This window comes from Bradyrhizobium sp. DN3, from assembly GCF_041357655.1.
In the GTDB taxonomy this organism is placed as follows: domain Bacteria; phylum Pseudomonadota; class Alphaproteobacteria; order Rhizobiales; family Xanthobacteraceae; genus Bradyrhizobium.
The window spans coordinates 60,944-82,416 of sequence record NZ_JAULLN010000010.1; the positions used below are offsets into that span (position 1 = coordinate 60,944).

General features: G+C 62.7%; 17 protein-coding genes and 1 pseudogene. 13 read left to right on the forward strand and 5 right to left on the reverse strand.

Going from position 1 to position 21,473, the window contains the following annotated elements:
- Nucleotides 1-36: 36 nt before the first annotated feature.
- Nucleotides 37-1,650 (reverse strand): acyl-CoA synthetase, encoded by a 1,614-nt coding sequence (locus AAE027_RS16705; RefSeq protein ID WP_370987915.1) that lies wholly within the window; start codon nt 1,648-1,650, stop codon nt 37-39.
- Nucleotides 1,651-1,765: 115 nt separating this feature from the next.
- A complete protein-coding gene (locus tag AAE027_RS16710) occupies nt 1,766-2,533 on the reverse strand; it encodes a FadR/GntR family transcriptional regulator (RefSeq protein ID WP_370987914.1) in 768 nt (255 codons plus the stop codon).
- A 167-nt stretch (nt 2,534-2,700) separates the two neighbouring features.
- Here AAE027_RS16710 and AAE027_RS16715 point away from each other — a divergent pair, with 167 nt between their 5' ends.
- From AAE027_RS16715 to AAE027_RS16730, 4 genes are all read left to right on the forward strand, one after another.
- Nucleotides 2,701-3,906 (forward strand): ABC transporter substrate-binding protein, encoded by a 1,206-nt coding sequence (locus tag AAE027_RS16715; protein WP_249758298.1) that lies wholly within the window; start codon nt 2,701-2,703, stop codon nt 3,904-3,906.
- Between the two features lie 249 nt (nt 3,907-4,155).
- Nucleotides 4,156-5,223, forward strand: a complete 1,068-nt coding sequence (locus tag AAE027_RS16720) for an HlyD family secretion protein (protein WP_370987913.1) — start codon at nt 4,156-4,158, stop codon at nt 5,221-5,223.
- Nucleotides 5,220-7,994, forward strand: coding sequence for a ribosome-associated ATPase/putative transporter RbbA (rbbA, locus tag AAE027_RS16725; protein WP_370987912.1), 2,775 nt, complete (start codon nt 5,220-5,222; stop codon nt 7,992-7,994). Before AAE027_RS16720 ends, rbbA begins: the two co-directional genes overlap by 4 nt.
- A gap of 2 nt (nt 7,995-7,996) precedes the next feature.
- The gene (locus AAE027_RS16730) at nt 7,997-9,109 is read left to right on the forward strand and encodes an ABC transporter permease (protein WP_370987911.1); all 1,113 of its coding nucleotides are present in this window, start codon (nt 7,997-7,999) and stop codon (nt 9,107-9,109) included.
- A 16-nt stretch (nt 9,110-9,125) separates the two neighbouring features.
- Here AAE027_RS16730 and AAE027_RS16735 read toward each other — a convergent pair whose 3' ends face one another.
- The 3 genes from AAE027_RS16735 to AAE027_RS16745 all read right to left on the reverse strand — a co-directional run bounded on the left by AAE027_RS16735 (nt 9,126) and on the right by AAE027_RS16745 (nt 14,251).
- Nucleotides 9,126-9,614 (reverse strand): DUF2059 domain-containing protein, encoded by a 489-nt coding sequence (locus AAE027_RS16735; RefSeq protein WP_370987909.1) that lies wholly within the window; start codon nt 9,612-9,614, stop codon nt 9,126-9,128.
- A 36-nt stretch (nt 9,615-9,650) separates the two neighbouring features.
- Nucleotides 9,651-10,868: an OpgC domain-containing protein gene (locus AAE027_RS16740; protein ID WP_370987908.1), complete on the reverse strand. Its 1,218-nt coding sequence runs from the start codon at nt 10,866-10,868 to the stop codon at nt 9,651-9,653.
- Nucleotides 10,869-11,194: 326 nt separating this feature from the next.
- On the reverse strand, nt 11,195-14,251 hold the full coding sequence (locus AAE027_RS16745; protein ID WP_370987907.1) for an ATP-binding protein: 3,057 nt from the start codon (nt 14,249-14,251) through the stop codon (nt 11,195-11,197).
- A 266-nt stretch (nt 14,252-14,517) separates the two neighbouring features.
- Between AAE027_RS16745 and AAE027_RS16750 the strand changes: the two genes are divergently transcribed.
- The 9 genes and pseudogenes from AAE027_RS16750 (at nt 14,518) to copD (ending at nt 21,150) form a co-directional block, all read left to right on the forward strand.
- On the forward strand, nt 14,518-15,012 hold the full coding sequence (locus AAE027_RS16750) for a hypothetical protein (protein WP_370987906.1): 495 nt from the start codon (nt 14,518-14,520) through the stop codon (nt 15,010-15,012).
- A gap of 306 nt (nt 15,013-15,318) precedes the next feature.
- Nucleotides 15,319-15,960, forward strand: a pseudogene (locus AAE027_RS16755) (thermonuclease family protein); the annotation flags it as partial.
- Between the two features lie 781 nt (nt 15,961-16,741).
- Entirely contained in the window at nt 16,742-17,605 is an 864-nt protein-coding gene (locus AAE027_RS16760) for a DUF6662 family protein (protein WP_370987905.1), read from the forward strand.
- 18 nt (nt 17,606-17,623) lie between these two features.
- Nucleotides 17,624-18,079, forward strand: a complete 456-nt coding sequence (locus AAE027_RS16765; RefSeq protein WP_370987904.1) for an FMN-binding protein — start codon at nt 17,624-17,626, stop codon at nt 18,077-18,079.
- Nucleotides 18,080-18,081: 2 nt separating this feature from the next.
- Nucleotides 18,082-18,897 (forward strand): FAD:protein FMN transferase, encoded by an 816-nt coding sequence (locus AAE027_RS16770; RefSeq protein ID WP_370987903.1) that lies wholly within the window; start codon nt 18,082-18,084, stop codon nt 18,895-18,897.
- 3 nt (nt 18,898-18,900) lie between these two features.
- Nucleotides 18,901-19,404 (forward strand): cytochrome b/b6 domain-containing protein, encoded by a 504-nt coding sequence (locus tag AAE027_RS16775; RefSeq protein WP_370987902.1) that lies wholly within the window; start codon nt 18,901-18,903, stop codon nt 19,402-19,404.
- A gap of 132 nt (nt 19,405-19,536) precedes the next feature.
- Nucleotides 19,537-19,830, forward strand: a complete 294-nt coding sequence (locus tag AAE027_RS16780; RefSeq protein WP_370987901.1) for a hypothetical protein — start codon at nt 19,537-19,539, stop codon at nt 19,828-19,830.
- 31 nt (nt 19,831-19,861) lie between these two features.
- Nucleotides 19,862-20,236, forward strand: a complete 375-nt coding sequence (gene copC / locus AAE027_RS16785; protein WP_370987900.1) for a copper homeostasis periplasmic binding protein CopC — start codon at nt 19,862-19,864, stop codon at nt 20,234-20,236.
- 2 nt (nt 20,237-20,238) lie between these two features.
- The gene (copD, locus tag AAE027_RS16790; RefSeq protein ID WP_370987899.1) at nt 20,239-21,150 is read left to right on the forward strand and encodes a copper homeostasis membrane protein CopD; all 912 of its coding nucleotides are present in this window, start codon (nt 20,239-20,241) and stop codon (nt 21,148-21,150) included.
- Nucleotides 21,151-21,473: the final 323 nt, after the last annotated feature.

Consider the following 21,473-nt stretch of genomic DNA (forward strand, 5'->3'; position numbering starts at 1 on the left):
TCGGCGGGACAGGCGCGGGAGAGGCGAAAAGCGCGTTCACGTTCCAAAATTCTTCTGGATCGCCTTGTCGAGCGTCTCGCCGCCGACGAAGCGCTGACGCAATTCGCGCTTGAGCAGCTTGCCGCTCGGATTCTTCGGCAGACTATCAACAAAGATGACGCGCTTGGGCACCTTGAAATGCGCCATCTGGCCGGCGCAATGCTGGATGACGGATTCTTCGTCCAGCGTCTCGCCGCTCTTGACCACGACGATCGCGGTCACCGCCTCGATCCATCGCGGATCGGGCAGGCCGACCACGGCGACCTCGGAGACGGCGGGGATGCGGTAGACCATCTCCTCGACCTCGCGGCTTGCGACGTTTTCGCCGCCGGTCTTGATCATGTCCTTGACGCGATCGACCACGGTGATGTGGCCCTCGTCGTCCACGGTGGCGAGGTCGCCCGAGTGAAACCAGCCACCGGAAAACGCCGCCGCGGTCTTCACGGGATCGTTGTAATAGCCGGAGAGCAGATGCGGCGAGCGGTGCACGATCTCGCCGACCTCACCAACCTTGACGTCCTCCATCGCGGTGTTGACCACGCGCGTCTCGACGTTGAGCACCGGCTTGCCGGCCGACCCGGCCTTGCGCAGCTGGTCCTCGGGGCGCAGCACGGTCGCGAGCGGAGCGATCTCGGTCTGGCCGTAGAAATTCCAGAATTTGACGTTGGGCAGACGGCGTTGCAGCTCGAGCAACACCTCCACAGGCATGATCGAAGCGCCATAATAGCCTTTCTGCAAGGTCGACAGGTCGGTCTTGTCAAAATTCGGCGAGCGCAGCATCGCGATCCAGATCGTCGGCGGCGCGAAGAACGAGGTGATCCTGTGCGCCTGGATCAGCGCCAGGATGTTGTCGGCGGTCGGCTTGCCCGTGATCACGCCGGAAGCGCCGAGATAGATTTGCGGTCCCAGAAAGACGTCGAGCTGGGCGCAGTGATAGAGCGGCAATGCGTGCAGGAACCTGTCGTCCACGCTCATGCCGCCGTCGATGATGCAGCTGACATACTGCCACATCACGGCTTCATGGGTCAGCATCGCGCCCTTGGGCAGCGACTCCGTGCCGCTGGTGTAGACGATTTGTGCGAGATCGCGGCTGTCGACGGACGCCTCCAGGAACGAGCCGTCGGCATGCAGGAGATCATCGAAGGTGGTGAGGCCCGAAGGTGCCATGGCGGGATCCTCGCCCGGCAACCAGATCATCTTCTCGATGGCGCAATCCTTGCCGCTGGCCGCGCGCGCCGGCTCGACGAAATCGGGGCCGCTCGCAAGCAGCTTTGCCCCAGAGCTCTTCAGGATGAAATTGATCTCGTCCGGATTGAGCATGAAGTTGATCGGCACCAGCACCGCGCCGATCCGTGCCGCTGCAAAGCGCAGCGCCGCGAAGGCATGTGAATTGCGCGAGAGCACCGCAAGACGGTCGCCTTTCTTGACACCGAGGCCGAGCAGGCCGCGGCCGAGCCGGTTGCAGATCGCGTCCATCTCGGCAAAGCTCCAGCTGACATCGCCGCAGCTCACCGCGAGCTTGTTCGGCTCCCGGCTGCCTGCGCGGCGCAGGAGATCGCCGATGGAATGCTCGCGGGCTTTCGAGATGGTGGCTGCGGTGTCGCTGATCATGTGTCCCTCCGATGTGACGTCTTTGTTTGTTGAATCCGTTTGAATTCTTGAGGCTTGTCTTCATTTTGCGCATGATCTTCTCGGAAAACCGCTTCACACTTTTCCGGATCATGCACTACCTGCGCCGGGCCGCCTGCGCGTGCTCCATGTACATGTGCTCGACCGAGCGATCGAGCGAAGCGATTTTTTCGAAGCCGCGGCGCCAGTCCTGCAAGTGCCGGCGCGTCCACAGCACGCCGGCCTCGCGGTCGCGGCGACGGATCGCGTCGATCAGATGGCGATGCGCGGCGACGAGACGCGGCCCGCCTTCGGCCACGCCAGTCACGATCATCTCGGTGGTCGGATAGAACAATTGCGCGGCCGGCTCGCGCGCGAGCTGGAGCACGCGGTTCTGCGAGGCCTTGGCAACCAGCACGTGGAATTCGGCGTCGCATTCGGCGAGCATCGCGGGATCACCGACCACGGCCTCGCTGCGCGCGAGATTGTCGGTGAGCTCGGCGATGTTGTCTTCCGTCGCTCGCTCCACTGCGCCTTCGATGCTGGCGACTTCCAGCGTCATCGAGGCCTCGTAGAGCTCGCGGAAGGTGACCTCATGCAGGACGAGGGCGCGGCTGAGCCGGCTTGCCAGCTTGCTGTAGCGCGGCAGACAGGCGTGCAGGCGGCGCGAAGAGTCGCGCCGGATCAGCCCGCCCTCCTCCAGCACACGGATGCCCTCGCGAATGGTCGAGCGGTTGACGCCAAACTGGCGGACGAGATCATGCTCGGTGCCGATGGGATCGCCCGGCTTGATGCGGCCATTGACGATCTCGCGTTCGATGGCGTCGGCGACCTTCTGATAGGCCGGCGCGATATCGATCGGACGAAAGAGCGGCGCGACAGGCAAGACGGCCTCCAATGTCGATTGTCCGACAAACTATATGACTTCGCCCTGGGTGCGTCAAACTACATCACTGAAAGCCGCATCCGGAGCAAATTGACTCCGCAGGAACCCAGCTCTAACTTTGTCGGACAAAGGGACAGGATAGTCCCCATATAAGAGGAAACGTATCCATGAGACCTATCGCAGCCCTCATGTCTGCGGCCGGCCTGCTGTCGGCTGTGCTGATCTCTCCCACCTCCGCCCAGCAGGCACCGCTCAAGATCGGCGTGCTCTCCGACTTCTCCTCCGTTTATTCCGACATCGGCGGCATGGGGAATGTCGAGGCGACCAAGATGGCGATCGAGGATTTTGGTGGCCAGATGTTCGGCAAGCCGATCGACATGGTCTCGGCGGACGTGCTCAACAAGCCCGACGTTGCCTCCACCATCGCCCGCAAATGGTGGGAGACCGAGGGCGTCGACATGATCATCGACCTGCCGACCTCGGCCACCGCGCTCGCGGTGATGGAGCTGTCGAAGCAGTACGAGAAGATCATGATCGTGACGGACGCGGCCAGCTCCGACATCACCGGAAAATCCTGCTCGCCCTACACCGCGCACTGGACCTACGACACCTACGCCAACGCGCACACCGTCGGCAGCGCCATCGTCAAGAACGGCGGCGATACCTGGTTCTTCCTCACCGCCGACTACCTGTTCGGCCATTCGGTCGAGCGCGACACCGGCGACGTCGTCAAGTCGGCGGGCGGCAAGGTGCTCGGCAGCGTCAAGCACCCGCTCAACACGGCGGACTTCTCGTCATTTCTGCTCCAGGCCCAGGCCTCCAAGGCCAAGATCATCGGGCTCGCCAACGGCGGCGGCGACACCATCAACGCGATCAAGCAGGCCGGCGAGTTCGGCATCGTCGCCGGAGGCCAGAACCTGGCTGCGATCGTGATGTTCATCTCCGACGTGCACAGCCTTGGCCTCAAGCTCGCGCAGGGCTTGATCGTCACCGAGGCCTATTACTGGGACCTCAACGACAAGACCCGCGCCTTCGGCAAGCGCTTCCTGGAACGCGTCAAGCGCATGCCGACGATGAACCAGGCCGCGACCTACAGCGCCACGCTGCATTACCTCAAGGCCGTGCAGGCCGCGGGCACGAAGGACACCAAGACGGTGATGGCCAAGATGCGCGAGCTGCCGGTGCGCGACGCCTTCACCGACAACGGCGTGCTGCGTGAGGACGGCCGCATGGTGCACAGCATGTACCTGTTCCAGGTGAAGAAGCCCGAGGAATCGAAGGGGCCGTGGGACTACTACAAGCTGCTCGCCGAGGTATCCGCCGACCAGGCGTTCCGACCGTTGAAGGATGGTGGCTGTCCGCTGGTGAAGTGAGGCGGCACGGCTCACTTGTGGGCCGACGACATCTGTTCAGCTAGGCCTGCCTGTCCGCCTGATCAGCCAAGGCGGGCGGGCCGCGGCGACGAGCTGCCCAAAATAGCGACAGGCACACCTCGTTGCCGTCTGATCTACATCAAGTTGCGATGCAAAAATCGCTGCATGTTGAGCCGGCCCTTCTGCGTGATCAGCGGTGGGGCGTTCGTGTCTCAACATGTGGGCGCCGCTGCGCGGCGTTGTGGACCGATGAACTTCACTTCCGGCCGCGTCATTGCCGCGATCACCATCCTCCTTGCGGGCGGCGGCTATTTCTACTGGCAGCACCGCGATACCAATGCACTTCCCGCGGGTTTCGCCCGAGGCAACGGCCGTATCGAGGCGGTGGAGATCGACATCGCCACCAAGACGCCAGGACGAATCCGCGAGATCGTGGTCAACGAAGGCGACTTCGTGACCGCGGGCCAAGTTCTGGCGCGGATGGACACCGAGCAATTGCAGGCCCAGCGTCGCCAGGCCGAAGCGCAGCTCCAGCGCGCGTCAATCAATGTCGAGACCGCGAAGAGCCTCGTCAACCAGCGCGAGGCCGAACGCAAGGCTGCGGAGGCCATTGTCGACCAGCGCGTCGCGCAGCTCGACACCACGAGCCGCAAGCTCGATCGCTCCGAGCAGCTAATCAGGACAAGTGCAGTGTCGCAGCAGGTGCTGGACGACGACCGCTCTGCCAACGCCACGGCGAAGGCGGCGCTTGCCGCTTCGAGGGCCCAGGTCGCAGCATCCGAGGCCGCGATCAGCTCCGCCCGCGCCATGGTGATCGATGCGGGAGCCGCGGTCGACGCGGCAAAGGCCGCGATCGAGAGCATCAACGCCGATATCAATGATAGCGTGCTGAAGGCACCGCGCGACGGCCGCGTGCAGTATCGCGTCTCGCAGCCCGGCGAGGTGCTCGCGGCCGGCGGCCGCGTCCTCAACATGGTCGATCTCGGCGACGTCTACATGACGTTCTTCCTGCCTACGGCGCAGGCCGGCCGCGTCGCGATCGGCGCCGATGTTCGTCTCGTGCTCGATGCCATCCCGCAATATGTGATCCCCGCAAGAGCCACCTTCGTCGCAGACGTCGCGCAATTCACGCCCAAGACGGTCGAGACCGAGGAGGAGCGGCAGAAGCTGATGTTCCGGATCAAGGCGCATATCGCGCCCGAGCTGCTGCGCCAGCATATCGAGCATGTGAAGACCGGCCTGCCGGGGATGGCCTATGTGCAGTTCGATCCGGCAACGCAATGGCCCGACAATCTCAAGATCAAGCTGACCCGATGAGCGCGATTGCCACAGCCGATGCATTGGCTGCCGTCGGCAGCGTGGTGCATCTGGACGGCGTGGGCCTGAACTACGGCAAGACCCGGGCGCTCGATGCCATTACACTCGACCTGCCGTCCGGCTGCATGGTCGGACTGATCGGTCCCGACGGCGTCGGCAAATCGAGCCTGCTCACCCTGATCGCGGGCGCGCGTGCGATCCAGGAAGGACGCATCCATGTGCTCGGCGGCGACATGGCGAGCTCACGGCATCGCCGCACGGTCTGCCCCGACATCGCTTATATGCCGCAGGGCCTCGGCAAGAATCTTTATCCAACGCTGTCGGTGTTCGAGAACATCGACTTCTTCGGCCGCCTGTTCGGACACGACAAGGCGGAACGAAGTAGACGGATCGCGGGCCTGCTGCGCGATACCGGACTCACCGCCTTCGCCGACCGCCCCGCCGCAAAACTCTCCGGCGGCATGAAGCAGAAGGTGGGCCTGTGCTGCGCTCTGATTCACGATCCCGAGCTTCTGATCCTGGACGAGCCGACCACGGGCGTCGATCCCTTGTCTCGACGTCAATTCTGGGAACTGATCGCCTCGATCCGCAACAGCCGGCCTGGCATGAGCGTGATCGTCTCGACCGCCTATATGGAGGAAGCCGCGCAATTCGACGTCCTGGTCGCGATGAACGCCGGCCGTGTGCTGGCGACGGGAACCCCGGTCGCGCTGAAGCGACGGACCGGCGCCGACACGCTCGACGACGCGTTCATCCGTCTGTTGCCAGAGGCAGATCGCGACCATCACACCAGTGTCGTCATCCCTCCACGCAACGAGGACCATGACGAGATCGCGATCGAGGCCGACCACCTGACCCGGCGGTTCAACGACTTCGTCGCCGTGGACGACGTCAGCTTCCGCATCAGGAAGGGCGAGATCTTCGGCTTTCTCGGCTCGAACGGGTGCGGCAAGACCACGACCATGAAGATGCTCACCGGCCTCTTGCCCGTCAGCGAAGGCAACGCGCGCCTGTTCGGCAAGGCGATCGATGCCCGCGACATGTCGGTGCGGCGGCGCATCGGCTACATGTCGCAGGGCTTTTCGCTCTATTCGGAGCTGACGGTCACACAAAACCTCGACCTGCATGCGCGGCTGTTCGAGCTGCCGGCGGACACTATTGCCGCGCGCATCGACGAGATGATTATCCGGTTCGATCTCGCCGATGTCGCCGATACTCTGCCCGACGCGCTGCCCCTCGGCTTGCGGCAGCGGCTGTCACTGGCGGTCGCCATGATCCATGCGCCCGATATCCTCATCCTCGACGAGCCGACCTCTGGCGTCGATCCGGTTGCCCGCGACCGCTTCTGGAAGATCCTGGCCGAGCTCTCCCGCGAGGACAACGTCACGATTTTCGTCTCGACCCACTTCATGAACGAGGCCGAGCGCTGCGATCGAATCTCGCTGATGCATGCAGGCAAGGTGCTGACGTCGGACACGCCCGCTGCCATCGTGGCCGCGCGCGGCACCGACACGCTGGAGCAGGCTTTCATCGCCTGTCTGGAGGAAGCGATCGCCGAATCCCGGGACTCGGCCGGCCAGCCGGCACTCACATCGCCCGTGCCGGCGGCGACGACCAAGGCGCTCCCGCGCAAGCGCAGTGCGACATTCAATCCGACCCGCATGCTCGCCTATTCCCGGCGCGAAGCGCTCGAGCTGCGTCGCGATCCGATCCGCGCCACGCTCGCGATTCTCGGCAGCATGCTCTTGCTGTTCGTGCTCGGCTACGGCATCAGCTTGGACGTCGAGAACCTGACCTTCGCCGTGCTCGACCGCGACGACAGCGCCATCAGCCGCGACTACAGCCTCCAGATCGCGGGATCGCGCTACTTCACCGAAAAGCCACCGATCAGCGACTATACCGACCTCGACCGCCGCATGCGCGCCGGCGAGATTGGCCTCGCCATCGAATTGCCGCCCGGCTTCGGCCGCGACGTCAGCCGCGGCCACCGTGTCGAGATCGGCGCCTGGGTCGACGGCGCCAACCCCACCCGCGCCGAGACGCTGCGCTCCTACGCCCAAGCGATTCACGCCACCTGGCTGGCGCAGAAGGGCCGCGAACTCTATGGCGAGGCGGCGATCGCCGGCTCCTACCAGCTCCAGCTGCGCTATCGCTACAATCCAGACGTCAGAAGCGTCGTCGCCATGGCACCCGGGATCATCCCGCTGCTGCTGGTCATGATCCCGGCGGTGCTGGCGGCGCTCGCGGTCGTGCGCGAGAAGGAACTCGGCTCGATCGTCAATTTCTATGTGACGCCGGTGACGCGGCTGGAATTCCTGCTCGGCACGCAGCTGCCTTACGTGCTGCTGGCATTCGGCAACTTCCTCCTGCTCGTCGGCTTTGCGCTCGCCGTTTTCGGCGTGCCCTTCACCGGCAGCTTTGCGACCTATGCGCTCGCCGCCCTGCTCTACGTCACGGCCACAACAGGCCTGGGGCTCGTGATCTCGGCCTTCATGAAAAGCCAGATCGCGGCTCTGTTCGGCACGGTCCTGATCACGCTGATCCCGGCCATCCAATATTCCGGGCTGATCGATCCCGTTTCATCGCTCCAGGGCTTAGGCGCCCTGGTCGGGCGACTCTATCCTACTGCCTATTTCGTCACGATCTCGCGGGGCACCTTCTCCAAGGGCCTGGGGTTCGACACCCTTCACAACGATCTCCTGGCGCTCGCCGTCACGGTTCCGGTGCTGGTGGCGGCCGGGGCTGTGCTGCTGAAGAAACAGGCCCGCTGACCATGCGCTTTGACAACGTGCTCCAGCTCGGCATCAAGGAATTGCGCGGCCTGGTGCGTGACCCCATGCTGCTCGTACTCATCGTCTATTCCTTCACGCTGGCGGTCTATGCCGGAGCAAGAGCGCTGCCGGAGACCCTGAACCGCGCCGCGATCGCCATCGTCGACGAGGATCATTCGCCAGTCTCGACCCGCATCGAGATGGCGTTCACCGTGCCCTATTTCTCAAAGCCGCGCCTGATCTCGCAATACGAGATGGACCGGAGGATGGATGCCGGCCTCGACACCTTCGCGCTGGACATCCCGCCGGACTTCCAGCGCGATCTGCTGGCGCGGAAGTCGCCAGCCATCCAGCTCAACGTCGACGCCACGCGAATCTCGCAAGCGTTCAACGGCGGCGGCTATGTCGAACAGATCGTCAGCGCGGAGGTCGCGGAGTTTCTGGCACACACCCGTGATGCGCAGACGCCGCCGATCGAGCTGGCGCTGCGGGCGCGCTTCAACCCCGAGCTGAAGAAGTCATGGTTCGGCGCCATCGACCAGGTGATCACCTCGATCACCATGCTCTCGATCATCCTCACCGGCGCAGCGCTGATCCGCGAGCGCGAGCATGGCACGATCGAGCACCTCCTGGTGATGCCGGTTACCCCCTTGGAGATCATGGTGAGCAAGGTCTGGTCGATGGGAGCGGTGGTGTTGGTTGCCTCCGCCCTGTCGATCGGCTTCGTGGTGAAGGGATGGCTGGCGGTCACGATCGACGGCTCGCTGGCGCTGTTCCTGCTCGGCGCGGCGCTGCAGCTGTTCGCCACCACCAGCATGGGCATCTTCCTGGCCACGGTCGCCGGATCGATGCCGCAGTTCGGGCTGCTGCTGATCATGATCCTGCTGCCGCTACAGACGCTTTCAGGCAGCATGACGCCGCGGGAAAGCATGCCGCAATTCGTCCAGGACATCATGCTGGCGGCGCCCAACACGCATTTCGTGATGCTCGCGCAGGCGATCCTGTTCCGCGGCGCCGGCCTCGAGGCGGTGTGGCCGCAGCTCGTCGCGCTCACGCTGATCGGCGGCATCTTCTTCGTGATCGCGCTGCGGCGCTTCCGCGCGTTTCTGGCCTAGCCCGCAGTCGCGCGGTTCAGAGCTTGTGTCCCTTCTGGCGCAGCGCCTCGATCAGGCGCTGCTTCAATTCGTCGGCGGCCTTCAGGCTGACGTCCTGGCCGATCTGCGCGCCCGCCTGCGCCAGCGCGTCCGACTTCGCCAGGAATTTCTGCCCTGCCGGCTGGGCATAGAACGCCTCGATCTGGCGCAGCTCGTCCACCGTGAAGCTCGCAGCATAGAGCGCGGCGACCTGATCGACGATCGATGCCAGGAACGGGGCGTAGATCTCGGAGCCAGGGGCCGTCATCGCGTCATAGTCGCGCTCGATCTCCGGCCTGTCCTGGGCGACCACGGGCCTCAGCTTGAGCAGGAGCTGCGGCAGCAGCGTGCGATACTGATCCGCGATCTTCAAGGTGACCACGAGCTTGCGCGCTGCGGTCACCGCCTCGGGTGACGGCGCCTGGGCCGACGCCCCGCAGACGAGGAGCAGGAAGATGCCGGCAATTGTCGACAAACGTCTGGACATGGCCCCTCCGTGAGAATGCAAGGCGGCGCGGTGCGTTCAGCGGCTCGCAGGCGCGGCGGCAGCGCTCACGGCCGGCGCGTTGTCCAATGCGGTGTCGGCCTCCTCGACCTCCGTCACCTTCACGAACAGTTTCGGCACGCGTTCAGCCCGGCCGAGCAGCCAGGCCGCGCCGACCATGATGACGATGCCGACGGTGGAGACGGCGAGCTGCTCCCAGACGCCCTTGGTGTATTGCGTCAGGATCCAGTGCGCCGAGAACGACAGGAACACGCCGAGGCAGAAGATCGGCAGCGAATGCTGGCCGCAGAGGATGACGGGCCGCAGCCATGTTGAATGCAGCGCCCGCCATTTGCGCGAGAGGAAATGAGTCACCCAGATCGCCAGTGCCAGGAAATGCGTGAAGCGCAGCATGTCGAGATCGGTCTTGTCGATCGGGTAGATCGCCTTGATCATCGATTTCGGGATCAGCGCCTCGAGCGCAGGGACGTGCCAGGTCATCACGATCAGCAGCGCGAAGATCAGCCAGACTGCGGCCAGCCCCATCGCCGCCTTCGACCACACCCATGTCGCGATCTTGTCGATCTGGCCGATGCCGCACCAGGCCGCGAACACGAACATCAGTTGCCAGCAGAACGGATTGAAGTACCAGGTCGTGCCGGGCGGATAGGAGGCGATGTTCCAGTCGAACCAGCGCGACAGCACGTAGAGCACGACGGAGCCGGCGAGCGTCAAGTTCGGTCGGCGCACCAGGCACCACACGATGAAGGGCGAGGCGAGCACCAGCGTGATGTAGAGCGGCAGCACGTCGAGATTGACCGGCTTGTATTTCAGGAGGATCGCCTGCCCGATCAGCTCGTCCGGATGCGCCAGGAAATTGAACACGTTGAACTCGTGCTCGTACATCGGATTGTCGAAGCGACGCACGGTGCGCGCGATCTGCGCCGTGAACAGCAGGAACAGCATGATGTGGGCGACATACAGCTCGGCCGCGCGCCGCCACAGCCGCTTGGCCGCGGCGAGAAACCAGCCGCCCGCGACGATCGGTCCATAGATCCAGCCGACCAGATAGCCGGAGATGAAGACGAAGAACTCGGCGGCGTCGCTGAAGCCGTAGTTGCGCAGCGTCAGCCAGGCCACGACGTCGTGCGGGATGTGGTCGAGGAAGATCATCCACAGACCGATGCCGCGGAACAGATCGAGCCGCAGGTCGCGCTCGACCGGCGCCAAAAGTGCTGACTGGTCCCGTGTAATCATGGCCCGCCTCGTTCGGTGGGCGTCGCGCCATCGCGGCGCCGGAGAATCGGATGCTAGAAATTGAAAACCAAAAGTCACCTGGCCCTGCGGCTAGTGCCAACGGTAGCCGACCTTGCTGCGCGCGCAAGGGACTTTGTCATCAGGGGGGACACGGGCATGCCGCCCTCTGCACTGGACGATGACGGAGCCGCCAAAAATGTGAAAAAACAACCCCATGCACAGTAGAAGCGTCACGCTAAGCCTTTGTATCAGTTGCAATATTTAATTGACCCGTCGGGCAGAAAAACCGACACGACGGTACCATTGCACGCCCAACAGATGAGGGTTCAGGTGAGCTCATCGCCTTGGGCAAGCATCTCGCCTAGCATCGCCTCGGCCTTGTGCCGGAGCGGCAGCGCGCCGCTCTCGGAGGCGATCGCGATGGCGGCGCGCAAGGACGCGAGCATGGCCGCTCTGCTTTCGGTGCTGAACGCCGGCGTCACCACGGCTTCGCTAAACAGGGCCTCGGCCTCGAGGCCCGAAAACCCCTGCTGGCGCGCCGTGTTGCGCGCCTCGCGCAGCATGTTCTGCGCAGCCCTGGCGTCGCCGAGGCGGTAGGTAGCCAGCGCCAGGTAGATCGAGCTGCGCAGCACCGCCGACGTATAGCCGACCGCCTTCGCCTCCTCGCGCGCCTCGGTCAGCATGCCCCGCGCCCGATCGAACAGGCCCTGCTCCAGATAGGCCATGCCGAGATGGCAGGCGAGCACCGGCACGAACAGCCGGATGCCGTGCTTCTGCGCGAGGACGAAGCCGTCCTCGAGGATGGAAGCGGCCGCCGCCGGATCGTTCTGCCCCAGCTTCAGCCATCCGCCGCTATAGGCGGCCGCGACGCGGTCGTAGGGGCGGCCGGTCTCCTCCGCGATCGCAGCGGCCTCGCGCTGGAGCTGCTCGGCGACGTCGAGCTCGCCCATCACGGTGTGGGTGAGGCTCTTCATCATGCAACAGAGGAGAAGGGTATATTTCGGGGGCGTGCCGATCGGTGGGCGGGCATCCGGCCCCTGCAACTGGGTACGGACGCGCGCAAACGCCTGCTCGGCCCCCTGATAGCGCCCGGCGAGAAAATAAGCCTGCCCGAGACCGTATTCGGCGGCATTCAGCCAACCCAGATTGCCCCACTCCTTCGCAAGGACGATTACATCCTCGCTTATCGCAACCGCCTCGGCAGGGGTACCGTAGAAGTTTTGAGCGGCAGCAGCGACCGTCATCGCGGCAACTTTGCGCTCGATATCATCGATTGCGCTGGCCCGCCGCTCGGCCTCCTTTCCATGATCCAGCCAGTCGGATACCTGTCCGGATGCCATGAACGCCAAACGCGCCTCTAACCGGAGGTCGATGGCATTTGCCTCCCGTGAACGGGTGAGATCCGTTTTGTCCAGAGAGTTCATCGCGATCACGAAATAATTGGCGGCGTCGGTAAACGCCGAGCGCGCCAAACATTTTTGCGCGGCTTCCCTGCCGTGGCGAAACGCCTTCCGCCAATCCTTCGCCCGCGTCGCGTGATAGCAGAGCGTGTCCGGGCCATCGGCCCATGCCTGGTCGCTCTCAAGGGCGGCAAGTATGCTGGCATGGATGCTTTCGCGCACCTTTTCGACCATCGAATCGTAGGTCACCTGCCTGACCATCTCGTGGCGAAATTCGAGCGAATCCTCCAACTCACTGTCGATCTTGACCAGCAGTTCGGCCCGGTCGAGTGCGGCGAGGCAATCCTGCAGGACGTCTTCCGGCAAGGCTGCCACTTTCCGCAACATGGCCTGGTTGGCCCGGGATCCAAGCGCCGCGGCGATCTGAAGAAGTGACCTTTCCTGTCGAGACACGCGATCGAGCCGTGCCGCGATCACACCTTGAATGCTGCTGGGGATGCCGAGCTCGTCCACAGGACGCGCAAGGGAAAGGTCACCCCACTGGCCAAGAAGCAGGCCGCTGTCCTTCAGATTGCGGCAGACCTCCTCGATGAACAGCGGAACGTTGGCGGTATGAGAGATGATCCGATTCTTCAGGTCCGCATTCGAGGTGGCGGGGCCAAGCATCTCCGCAAGCATGGCCAGGCCCGAATCGTCGTCGAGAGGCCGCATCGCCACGATCTCCGCGTGACAACTTGAGATCCACACCGGCATTCCGTTGGGCCGCGTTGTCAGCAGCACAAGCAAATCGGGGCTTTGCAGTCCGGAAAGGGTGGCCACAATCGTGTCGCTGGCCCGATCGATCCAGTGCAGATCTTCGATCAGGAGGACCGTGCGCTGGCGACGAGCGATGCTCTCGACGATCGCGCAGCTCGCGTCTGCAATCGCGCGACCGCGCGCGTGAGGCTCCAATTCGTCCCACTGCGGATCGGATATCGGTAAGTCCAGGACCGCGTCGATGGCTCGTTGCTGCACCACCGGCAACGCGTCTCTGGGATCGACCGTTCTGGTCTGGTCCCTCGCAGCTGCATCAAAGACCGACAGCAACAGGCGCTTGAGGGCGCTGTAGGGGGCACCCTGGAGATTCGGGCTGCACTCGGTATCGATCAACCGCCAGCCACCGGCTCGAAGGTCCTGGGCGAACTCATGTGCGAGCCGCGACTTTCCAATGCCGGCGTCGCCCATCAGCAGAACGGTCTGTCGGCTTGTCGCAACCTTCTCCGCAGCGCGCCACAGCAGCGCCCGCTCCGTCGTGCGATCGACGAACCGCGAGACGCTGCGGGCGCGCCGCACTCGCCAGCTCGAAAGATCACTCGCGCCCAGAAGCCGGTAAACCGGAAGCGGCTCATTGAATCCGCGCAACGCCTTGCGACCGAGAAAGTCGAAACGGACGTGCCCTTCCGCAAGCTTCTGACAGGCCTCGGACACGAATATCTGGTTCGCCTCGGCTGCCGATTCCAGCCTCGCAGCGAGGTGCTGCGCGACGCCGCCGATCTCGTAAACCTTGGAAAACTCGCTCGCGACCATGTAGGTGACGACATGACCGGAGTGCAGACCGACCCGAACCTGAAGTCTGGGATCACCAAGGCCGACGACGCGCCGGACCAGTTCGATCGCGGCGTGGCAGGCGAGCGGAGCGTGATTGTCGTCGGCGATCGGTGCACCGAATACAGCGGCCAGCCCGTCCCCCAACTCCTTGCTGACGATGCCGCCGAACTGGCGCACCGCGCCTCGCATGGCTGCAAGTGCTGGCTCAAGCCGCGAGACGGCCTCTTCCGGCTCCAGCTCGGCGACCAAGCCTGTCGAATCGATCACATCGGCGCGGAGAATAGTTACGAACCTGCGCTCGCTCTCAGGATCTTCCCGCCGATGGACCATGGCACCGCATTTCGGACACCGACCATCATCCGAATCGATCGTCGACTGACACGTCAAACAGTGCATCCGAGTGCCTTCAATGTCCCGGGAAGATAGCCGGCCATCCCCGGCGAGCGTTTAGATTACCAGTCGAAGACTTGTTATCAATGAGCCCTAGGGCATTGCGACTCGGCTGCCTTGCTGGACGAAGCACAGCCCCCGATGGTACTTTGCCAGAGTCGATCAGTAATGAAGCAAGAGTTTTTGCTGCGCCAGGGCACCGCTGGAGCGGCGAGTATTGCAGCATCACATAATTTTCGCGGGGCAGCGACGTCATAAACGGGAATGGGGCGATGGGCACTAGAACCTACAACGACAAGCCGTTCAAAGATTTGATGAATGACAATTATTTCCCTCTGGAAAACATGCAGAGGAGCGTGGACCTTCTCAAGGCCTCGCCGGACATCCACCTGCCGACCCTTGAGTACGGCCAGTACCATTTGATCCTGACGCCGGCCGACAGATGGCCCGACGGGAGCGCAGCGTATTGGCACAAGGAGAAAGGCCGGGCCCGCGTCGATCTCAGTACCCAGCCGAATTGCACGCCGCTGTCCAACGACGAGCCCGGCGTCATCCCTCTGACCCGATGCGATCTGCTCGATGCCAGCGTCCGGAAATGCTTCAATTCCGAGCCGCCGATCCCGATGAAGACCGACATCATCACCCACGCGGCCAGCGACGCCTATGCCCACCGACACGAGATTCGGCTGGAGTGGGAATACGGCAATGGCGAGGACAAGGCGCCGACGCTGCTCTATCTGACGATGGTCTGTCCGTACAGATCGTGATCTTCAGAAGCGTTCTTAGTTCAAGAACCCATTGCCGCCCCCGCGCGACAGGCGCGGGGGCGACTTGTTGCGACCGATGCCATCCGCCTAAAGGCTGCCGTCCGTCGCTCTGCCGCTTCGAACTCATCCCCCGCGAGAACCGCGTTGTCAGCCTCGTGTAAGTCGAGAGCTGTCGCCGCGACCGCGTCGCGCCTGTCCCACCTGCCGCCATGGGACTGTCGCACGAAGATGATCTGTTGCTCCTCATTGTGCGCGCGAATCGCTTCCTCAGAAGTCGATGGTCGCGCGCGGTGACAGGAGCGGCCGATGCCCGTTGGACTGCTGGAGGTCGAAGGCACGATCGATGTCGGCCAGTTCTGGCCGGAAGGGCGGTCGGACGCCGACACCACCAAGGTGGTGGTGATCATCGCGCCGGACGCGATCCGCTTCCGCAAGAACGACTCTTCGCCATTCCAACCGACCCATGTCTTCGAGGGCGCCAAGGTCAAGGGCCGGACCGCAACGGCGCCGATCAAGAACGGCAAGCTCACCGTCCGCCTGCAGGGCATCGACGCGCCGGAGCTGCACTATCAGCCGTCGCCACTCTCGACCGCCGAGAAGAAGGGGCTGACGGAGGCCAAGAAGCAGGCCTATCACGAGGTCACGCATTCCTACCGGCAATTCCTCGGCGCCACCGCGAGCAAGGCGCTGCATGATTTCCTTGGCCGTGCCGGCGAAGCTACGCTCCCCTGCCGGGTGTTCACCCATGTCGATGCGCCGAACGAGGTATTCGACACCTATGGAAGGCTGGTCGGCGACATCGAGGTGACGGTCGGAGGCGAGACAATCGACATCAACCACTGGCTGGTCGAACAGGGCTTTGCCTATCCGACGTTCTACTCCTCGATGAACGACGACGAGATCAGGGCCATCCTCGCCCTCGCCAAGACGGCGCGAACGAAGAAGCTGCCGGTGTGGAGACATCTCGCCAAGACCATTGGCGCCTTCGACTTCGACTTGCGCGAGCCCAGGGCTGGCGAGACCGCCGTGCTCGCGACCGACAAGGGCCCAGTGATCCCGCCAAAACTCTACCGCCGCGACGCCAACTGGTCGGCGCGCAAGAAGGCCAAGGTGACGAGCCAGACCTTCCAGAAGTTTTTGAGCGAAGGCTCCGGCGGCAAGCCCGACACCTGCTACGAGATCGACGACTTCCTGGCCAACGGCGTGCACTCGGCAACGCCACGGAATTTTGCGGAGTTCGTCGAGGGCGGGAAGACGATCAAGTTTCAGCCGGAGGGGCTGGTGTTTGGGGAGGCACCGTCGACGTTGGTGGGGGCGGATGGGAAGGTGGTTACGAAATTCTGAGGCGCAGGAGCCACCAAACAGAAGTGGCCCGCTTCACGCGGCGTCTTGCGAAGACGTCGGCACGTCGTGCCCCCTGACGACAAGTACAACAGATCCGACCCTCGATTAGAATTTGTCAAAACTAGAATCGCTCCAACCAAAAATCGGGAAGAAAGCGCATAGAGAGTAAGCTGTTCTTACTGCTCACTTACTTATTCTTCCCGAAGCCTTGCGAAATGACGCCGAGCATCCCGCGAGTGAAGGCGCTGGACGAGTTTAGATCGATTCCGAGCTGAGGCGTATTGTCACACCTTCGTGTGTCACTGTAGGCCGAGTCCCACAGGCTTTTCTTTGAAGGGGACGACAGGTGAAGCGTTTGGTGGGACCGATATGCGCGGCAGCTGTGATGCTGACCGCTTTTCAGGCGCGTGCAGGGGAATCACCGTTCGGCTGGATCTACACCGCCGATGTGCATCCGCAGGGCACGTTTGAATACGAACACAAATCGTTCATGCAGGCCGGGCAGTCGCAGGGGCAGTATTTTTTCATGCAGAACAAGGAGGAGATCGAATACGGCCTCACCAACCAGCTGCAGATTTCCGGCTATTTCAACTGGAGTTATGCCAACGCCTTCCGCAACGGCTTCGACGGGACTACGGGCGGACCGGGCGTGACTCAGTTTCTCGATGCTTCCTTCGACCCGTACTCGCGTTACGAGAAGACGCGCTTCGATTCGGTTTCCTTCGAGGCGATCTACCAGGTTCTCAATCCCGTGACCGATCCGATCGGGCTTGCGCTCTACATCGAGCCGGAGATCGGGCCGAAAGAAAAGGAGCTGGAATGGCGGGTGATCTTGCAGAAGAACTTCCTGGACGATCGCCTTATTGCCGCGATCAATATCATGGGCAAGCATGAGCGCGAGGTCTACGCCGACGGCTCGATCGAAAGAGCTTCGCCGATCGACGTGACCTTCGGCATGTCCTATCTGGTGATGCCGAACTGGATGATCGGCTTCGAGACTCGCATCCACAACGAGTTCACCGGCTACTGGTTCAACAATCCCGAACATTCCGCGTTCTTTGCCGGACCCGTCATCCACTACGGCCAGAAGGAATTCTGGTGGACGCTGGCCTGGCGGCACCAACTGCCGATGGTGATCACCTACAACGAGGACCAGGCATCGGTGGTGAAGCACGGACGCATCTACGGCGACGAGCACGCGCGCGATGAGGTGATGTTCCGCCTCGGCGTGCCGTTCGCTGTGAAATGACGTTTCGAGGCAGGCAGTATGAAGTGGACACCACTCCTCACCGCGCCGGCAGCGATCGTTCTGATCGCGCCGGCTGGCGCCACCGTGTATATGAGTGAACAGCAGGCGATGCAGGCGATCTTTCCCGGCGCATCGTTCTCCCCCGGCGGCAGGGCGGGAGTCTTCCGCGCCTCCTCGGGCGGGATCGTCGTGATCGACCGCGTGCTCGGCAAGCACGAATACATTAAATATGCCGTCGGCATTACCGCCGGCGGCACGGTCAAGCACATCGAAATCCTCGAATACAACGAATCCTATGGATACGAGGTTCGCGAGGCCTCGTGGCGCTCGCAATTCATAGGCAAGAGCGCGAGCTCGCCGCTGCAGCTCAATATCGATATCAAGAACATCAGCGGCGCGACCTTGTCGTGCAAGCACATTACCGATGGCGTGAGACGTGTTGTCGGGCAGTACCAGAGTCTGAGGGGGCAGTAGCCATGAGGCGCGCACGACCGCTGCTGGGCACGATCGTGGAGATCGAGGTCGACGGCGTCGCGCAAGCCGACGCTGAACGAGCGATTGCCCGCGCCTTCGAGGCGGTATTGCTGGTTCAGCGTCTGATGAGCTTCCACGATGCAGGTAGCGACATCGGACGCATCAACCGCACGGCGTTCCGAAAGCCCGTGACAGTCCATCCCTGGACGGCGCGGGTTCTGAGTCACGCGGCAGCGTTTCATGCAGCAAGCAACGGCCTGTTCGACTGCGCGGTCGGCTTCGAGCTGATGCGCCGCGAGTTGCTGCCGTCCAACGACCTCGACCATGTCTGTAAGGGCGACTTCAGCGCAGTCCGCCTGTCGGAAGATCGGTCCGTGCGTCTGGCGGCAGCGGTGGCGATCGACCTTGGCGGAATCGCCAAGGGCTACGCGGTGGATCGCGCCGTCGCCTCGCTTCGCGCTGCGGGCGTCCGATGCGCGACTGTCAACGCCGGCGGCGATCTGCGCGTCATGGGCGAGATCGACCAGCCGATCCATGTGCACGTTCCAGGCCGGGGCTTGCTGCAGGCCGGACTTTTGCGCAACGGCGCCATCGCGACCTCCTCCTCCTTCGCCACTGTCGGCCGGAACGGAGCGCTGGAATCGCCGGACTCCACAACCGACAGACGAGCCTATTCGGTCGTCGCACCAAGCTGCATCGTCGCGGACGCTTTGACAAAGATTCTGGTCCAGAGCGGCGAGCCGCAGCATCCCTGCTTCGGTCGCTTCGGCGCGACGGCTTTCATCAGCGGCGATGATCTCCAGTCGATGGCGGCCTGATCCATGCGCCTCGGCTTTGTTCAAAAGAGCGCTGTCTGGACCGCAACCGCGGTGGTCGCGCTGACCGGCGCCGCCTGGTTCGTTCTGCACGACCTCATCGACGCCGAGCCCGGTGAATCCGAACGATTGCTATTGATGCTCCACGGCATCTCGGCCTATGCAGTTCTGATCGCAATCGGCTCGCTGCTGCCGTTGCACGTGCGGTCGGGCTGGCACCGGCGCCGCAAGCGATGGACCGGCGGCACCACGCTGGCCATGCTTGCCTTGCTCGCCATGACAGGTCTCGTGCTCTATTACGGGGGCGAACAAACGCGGGAGCCGGCCCGGTGGATCCACATCGCCATCGGGATTGCATGCATGGCGTTGTTTCCTATCCATGCACTACTTGCGGCAACGGTCAGGCGCAGCGCGGACAGCGCGATATCATCTCGGGATGGCGCGGCGGAGAGCGAGAGTCGCGTCGCATCCGCAACCACTGGCCGACCCACCGAAGCGCTTTCGCAGTGAATTCCACTCGATTTGGAACCCAGAACCCTGTCTCTTTCCCGTCAAACTTGGTTCAGCATTCATTCAAGCGCGAATGCCTATTTTTCCCGGAATAGGTTCCTCGTATCGCCTCTTAGAATCGGGAGAGTTGTCATGAAACTGAAGAGTGCACTTCTGGCCACTGCATTTTCCTTTACGGCACTTTCCACAGTACCGGCGCTTGCCCATGACGAGTGGTACAATGGACACCGCGCATTTCATGACGAGCTAGGCGAAGCCCATGAACGGGCCCACGAGGAAGGGTTTGAGAGCCGTGCCGAGCATCGCGCCTATCACCGCGCCCTCCGTGACTTGCACGGGGGCTATCATGAGGATCGCGGCGACTACAGCTATTATCGGCCGCGCTACAATTATTACTATCCCAATTACCGCAGTTGGGGATGGTAGCCACGTAGCTTCGAGGCGAGGAGAATGAAATATGCGCGCTAGACTTTTAGCCATCAGCGCGGGCATCGGCCTCGCCCTTGCTGCGACCGAAGCAATGGCTCATCCTAAGCTCACATCCTCTGCTCCACCGTCGGATGGCATAGAGCGCGCCGCGCCCACGACCAAGGAAATCTGCCTGAACTTCTCGGAAGGAGTTATTGCCAAATTTTCAGGCCTGGAGTTGCGGGACGAGAGTGGCAAGTCGATTGCTACAGGTACCCCGGCGGTCGACCTGAAGGACAAGAAGCAGCTTGTGGTGCCTCTCGATGCGCCATTGCCGGCGGGTAAGTACCGGGTGATATGGCACGCGGTCTCTGAGGACACCCACCGCGTCAAGGGCGAATACACCTTCACTATCGGCAACTAGTCGTGGAGCTATGGCTCGTCCTCGTCCGCTTCGTGCATTACGCGACGTCCCTCGTCCTATTTGGCTTAGTGCTGTTTCCTTTCTACGCCTATCCGCGAGCGGCAAGTCGCGACGGGGGCACCAGCGGGCTGGCAATCTCGCTGTCGGTTTCACTTCTCATCCTTGCCAGCGGCATTTTGTGGTTCATCGGCGTGACGATCAGCATGACTGGAGGGGGCGCGAATTGGGAAACGGCCCGGTTCGTGCTGACGGATACGTCCTTTGGAGCCGTCGCATTCTTGCGTCTCGGAGCGGCGATTGCGGCGATAGGTACTACCCTTACATTGCTCGTGAGAGGTCCGTCGAAGAAGCTTGAGCTGCTCCTCCTCGCAATATGCGCAATTCTGCTGGGCAGTTTGGCGGGCGTCGGGCACACGCAAATCGAAGATAGCGAAGCTAGAGCAGTGCACACCCTGTCGGACTCTCTCCATCTTGTTGGAGCAGGTGCATGGCTTGGCGGACTCGTTGGTTTGCTTGACCTCGTGGTCGCGTCCTTTCGCGGTAACAAAGAAGCCGAGCGCGATGCTTGCGAAGCTGCGTTGCGTTTTTCGGTTATGGGCTATGCCGCCGTCGCTATCTTGGTCGTATCCGGCCTAATCAACTCCTGGTTCCTTGTGGGCTCGTTCACGAACCTGATCACGACAACGTACGGCCAATTGCTTCTGCTAAAGCTTCTACTCTTTTCCGCCATGCTTGCGTTTGCCGGTTTCAATCGCTTCTTCGTCGTCCCCACCCTGCTGGAGTCAAGTACAGCGGACACGAAACGCGGCCTTCGCAAACTCCTGATCAACGCGGTTGCGGAACAGAGCCTTGGTCTAGCTATCATCCTGATCGTTAGCTTTCTGGGCGTCACTGAACCTGCTGCCACCTCATAGCCCTTCACGCACCGACGGCGTATGGCAGGCCCCCGATTCCGAGCGCGAAAGACAATGCACATTTGCTGCAGCACAAGAGTTGATCCCATTGTGAGGGTGCCGCCTTCCGCGATGCATCGGCATCTCGCTCGACCGACTCTTAAATCGATCGTGCGCGGCGGGCTTAGCCATCCTTTTCAAGGAACGGTTTGCCGGCCAAAGTCTGAATTACAGTGAGAGTGCACTTAATTGAGCCTGAGATCGAGATCGCCGCGAAGCCTCACCAAACCGGCCGAGTTCGGCACGGGCTCGTCGCCGCGCTGCTGAACGACCTGAGCGGGAGG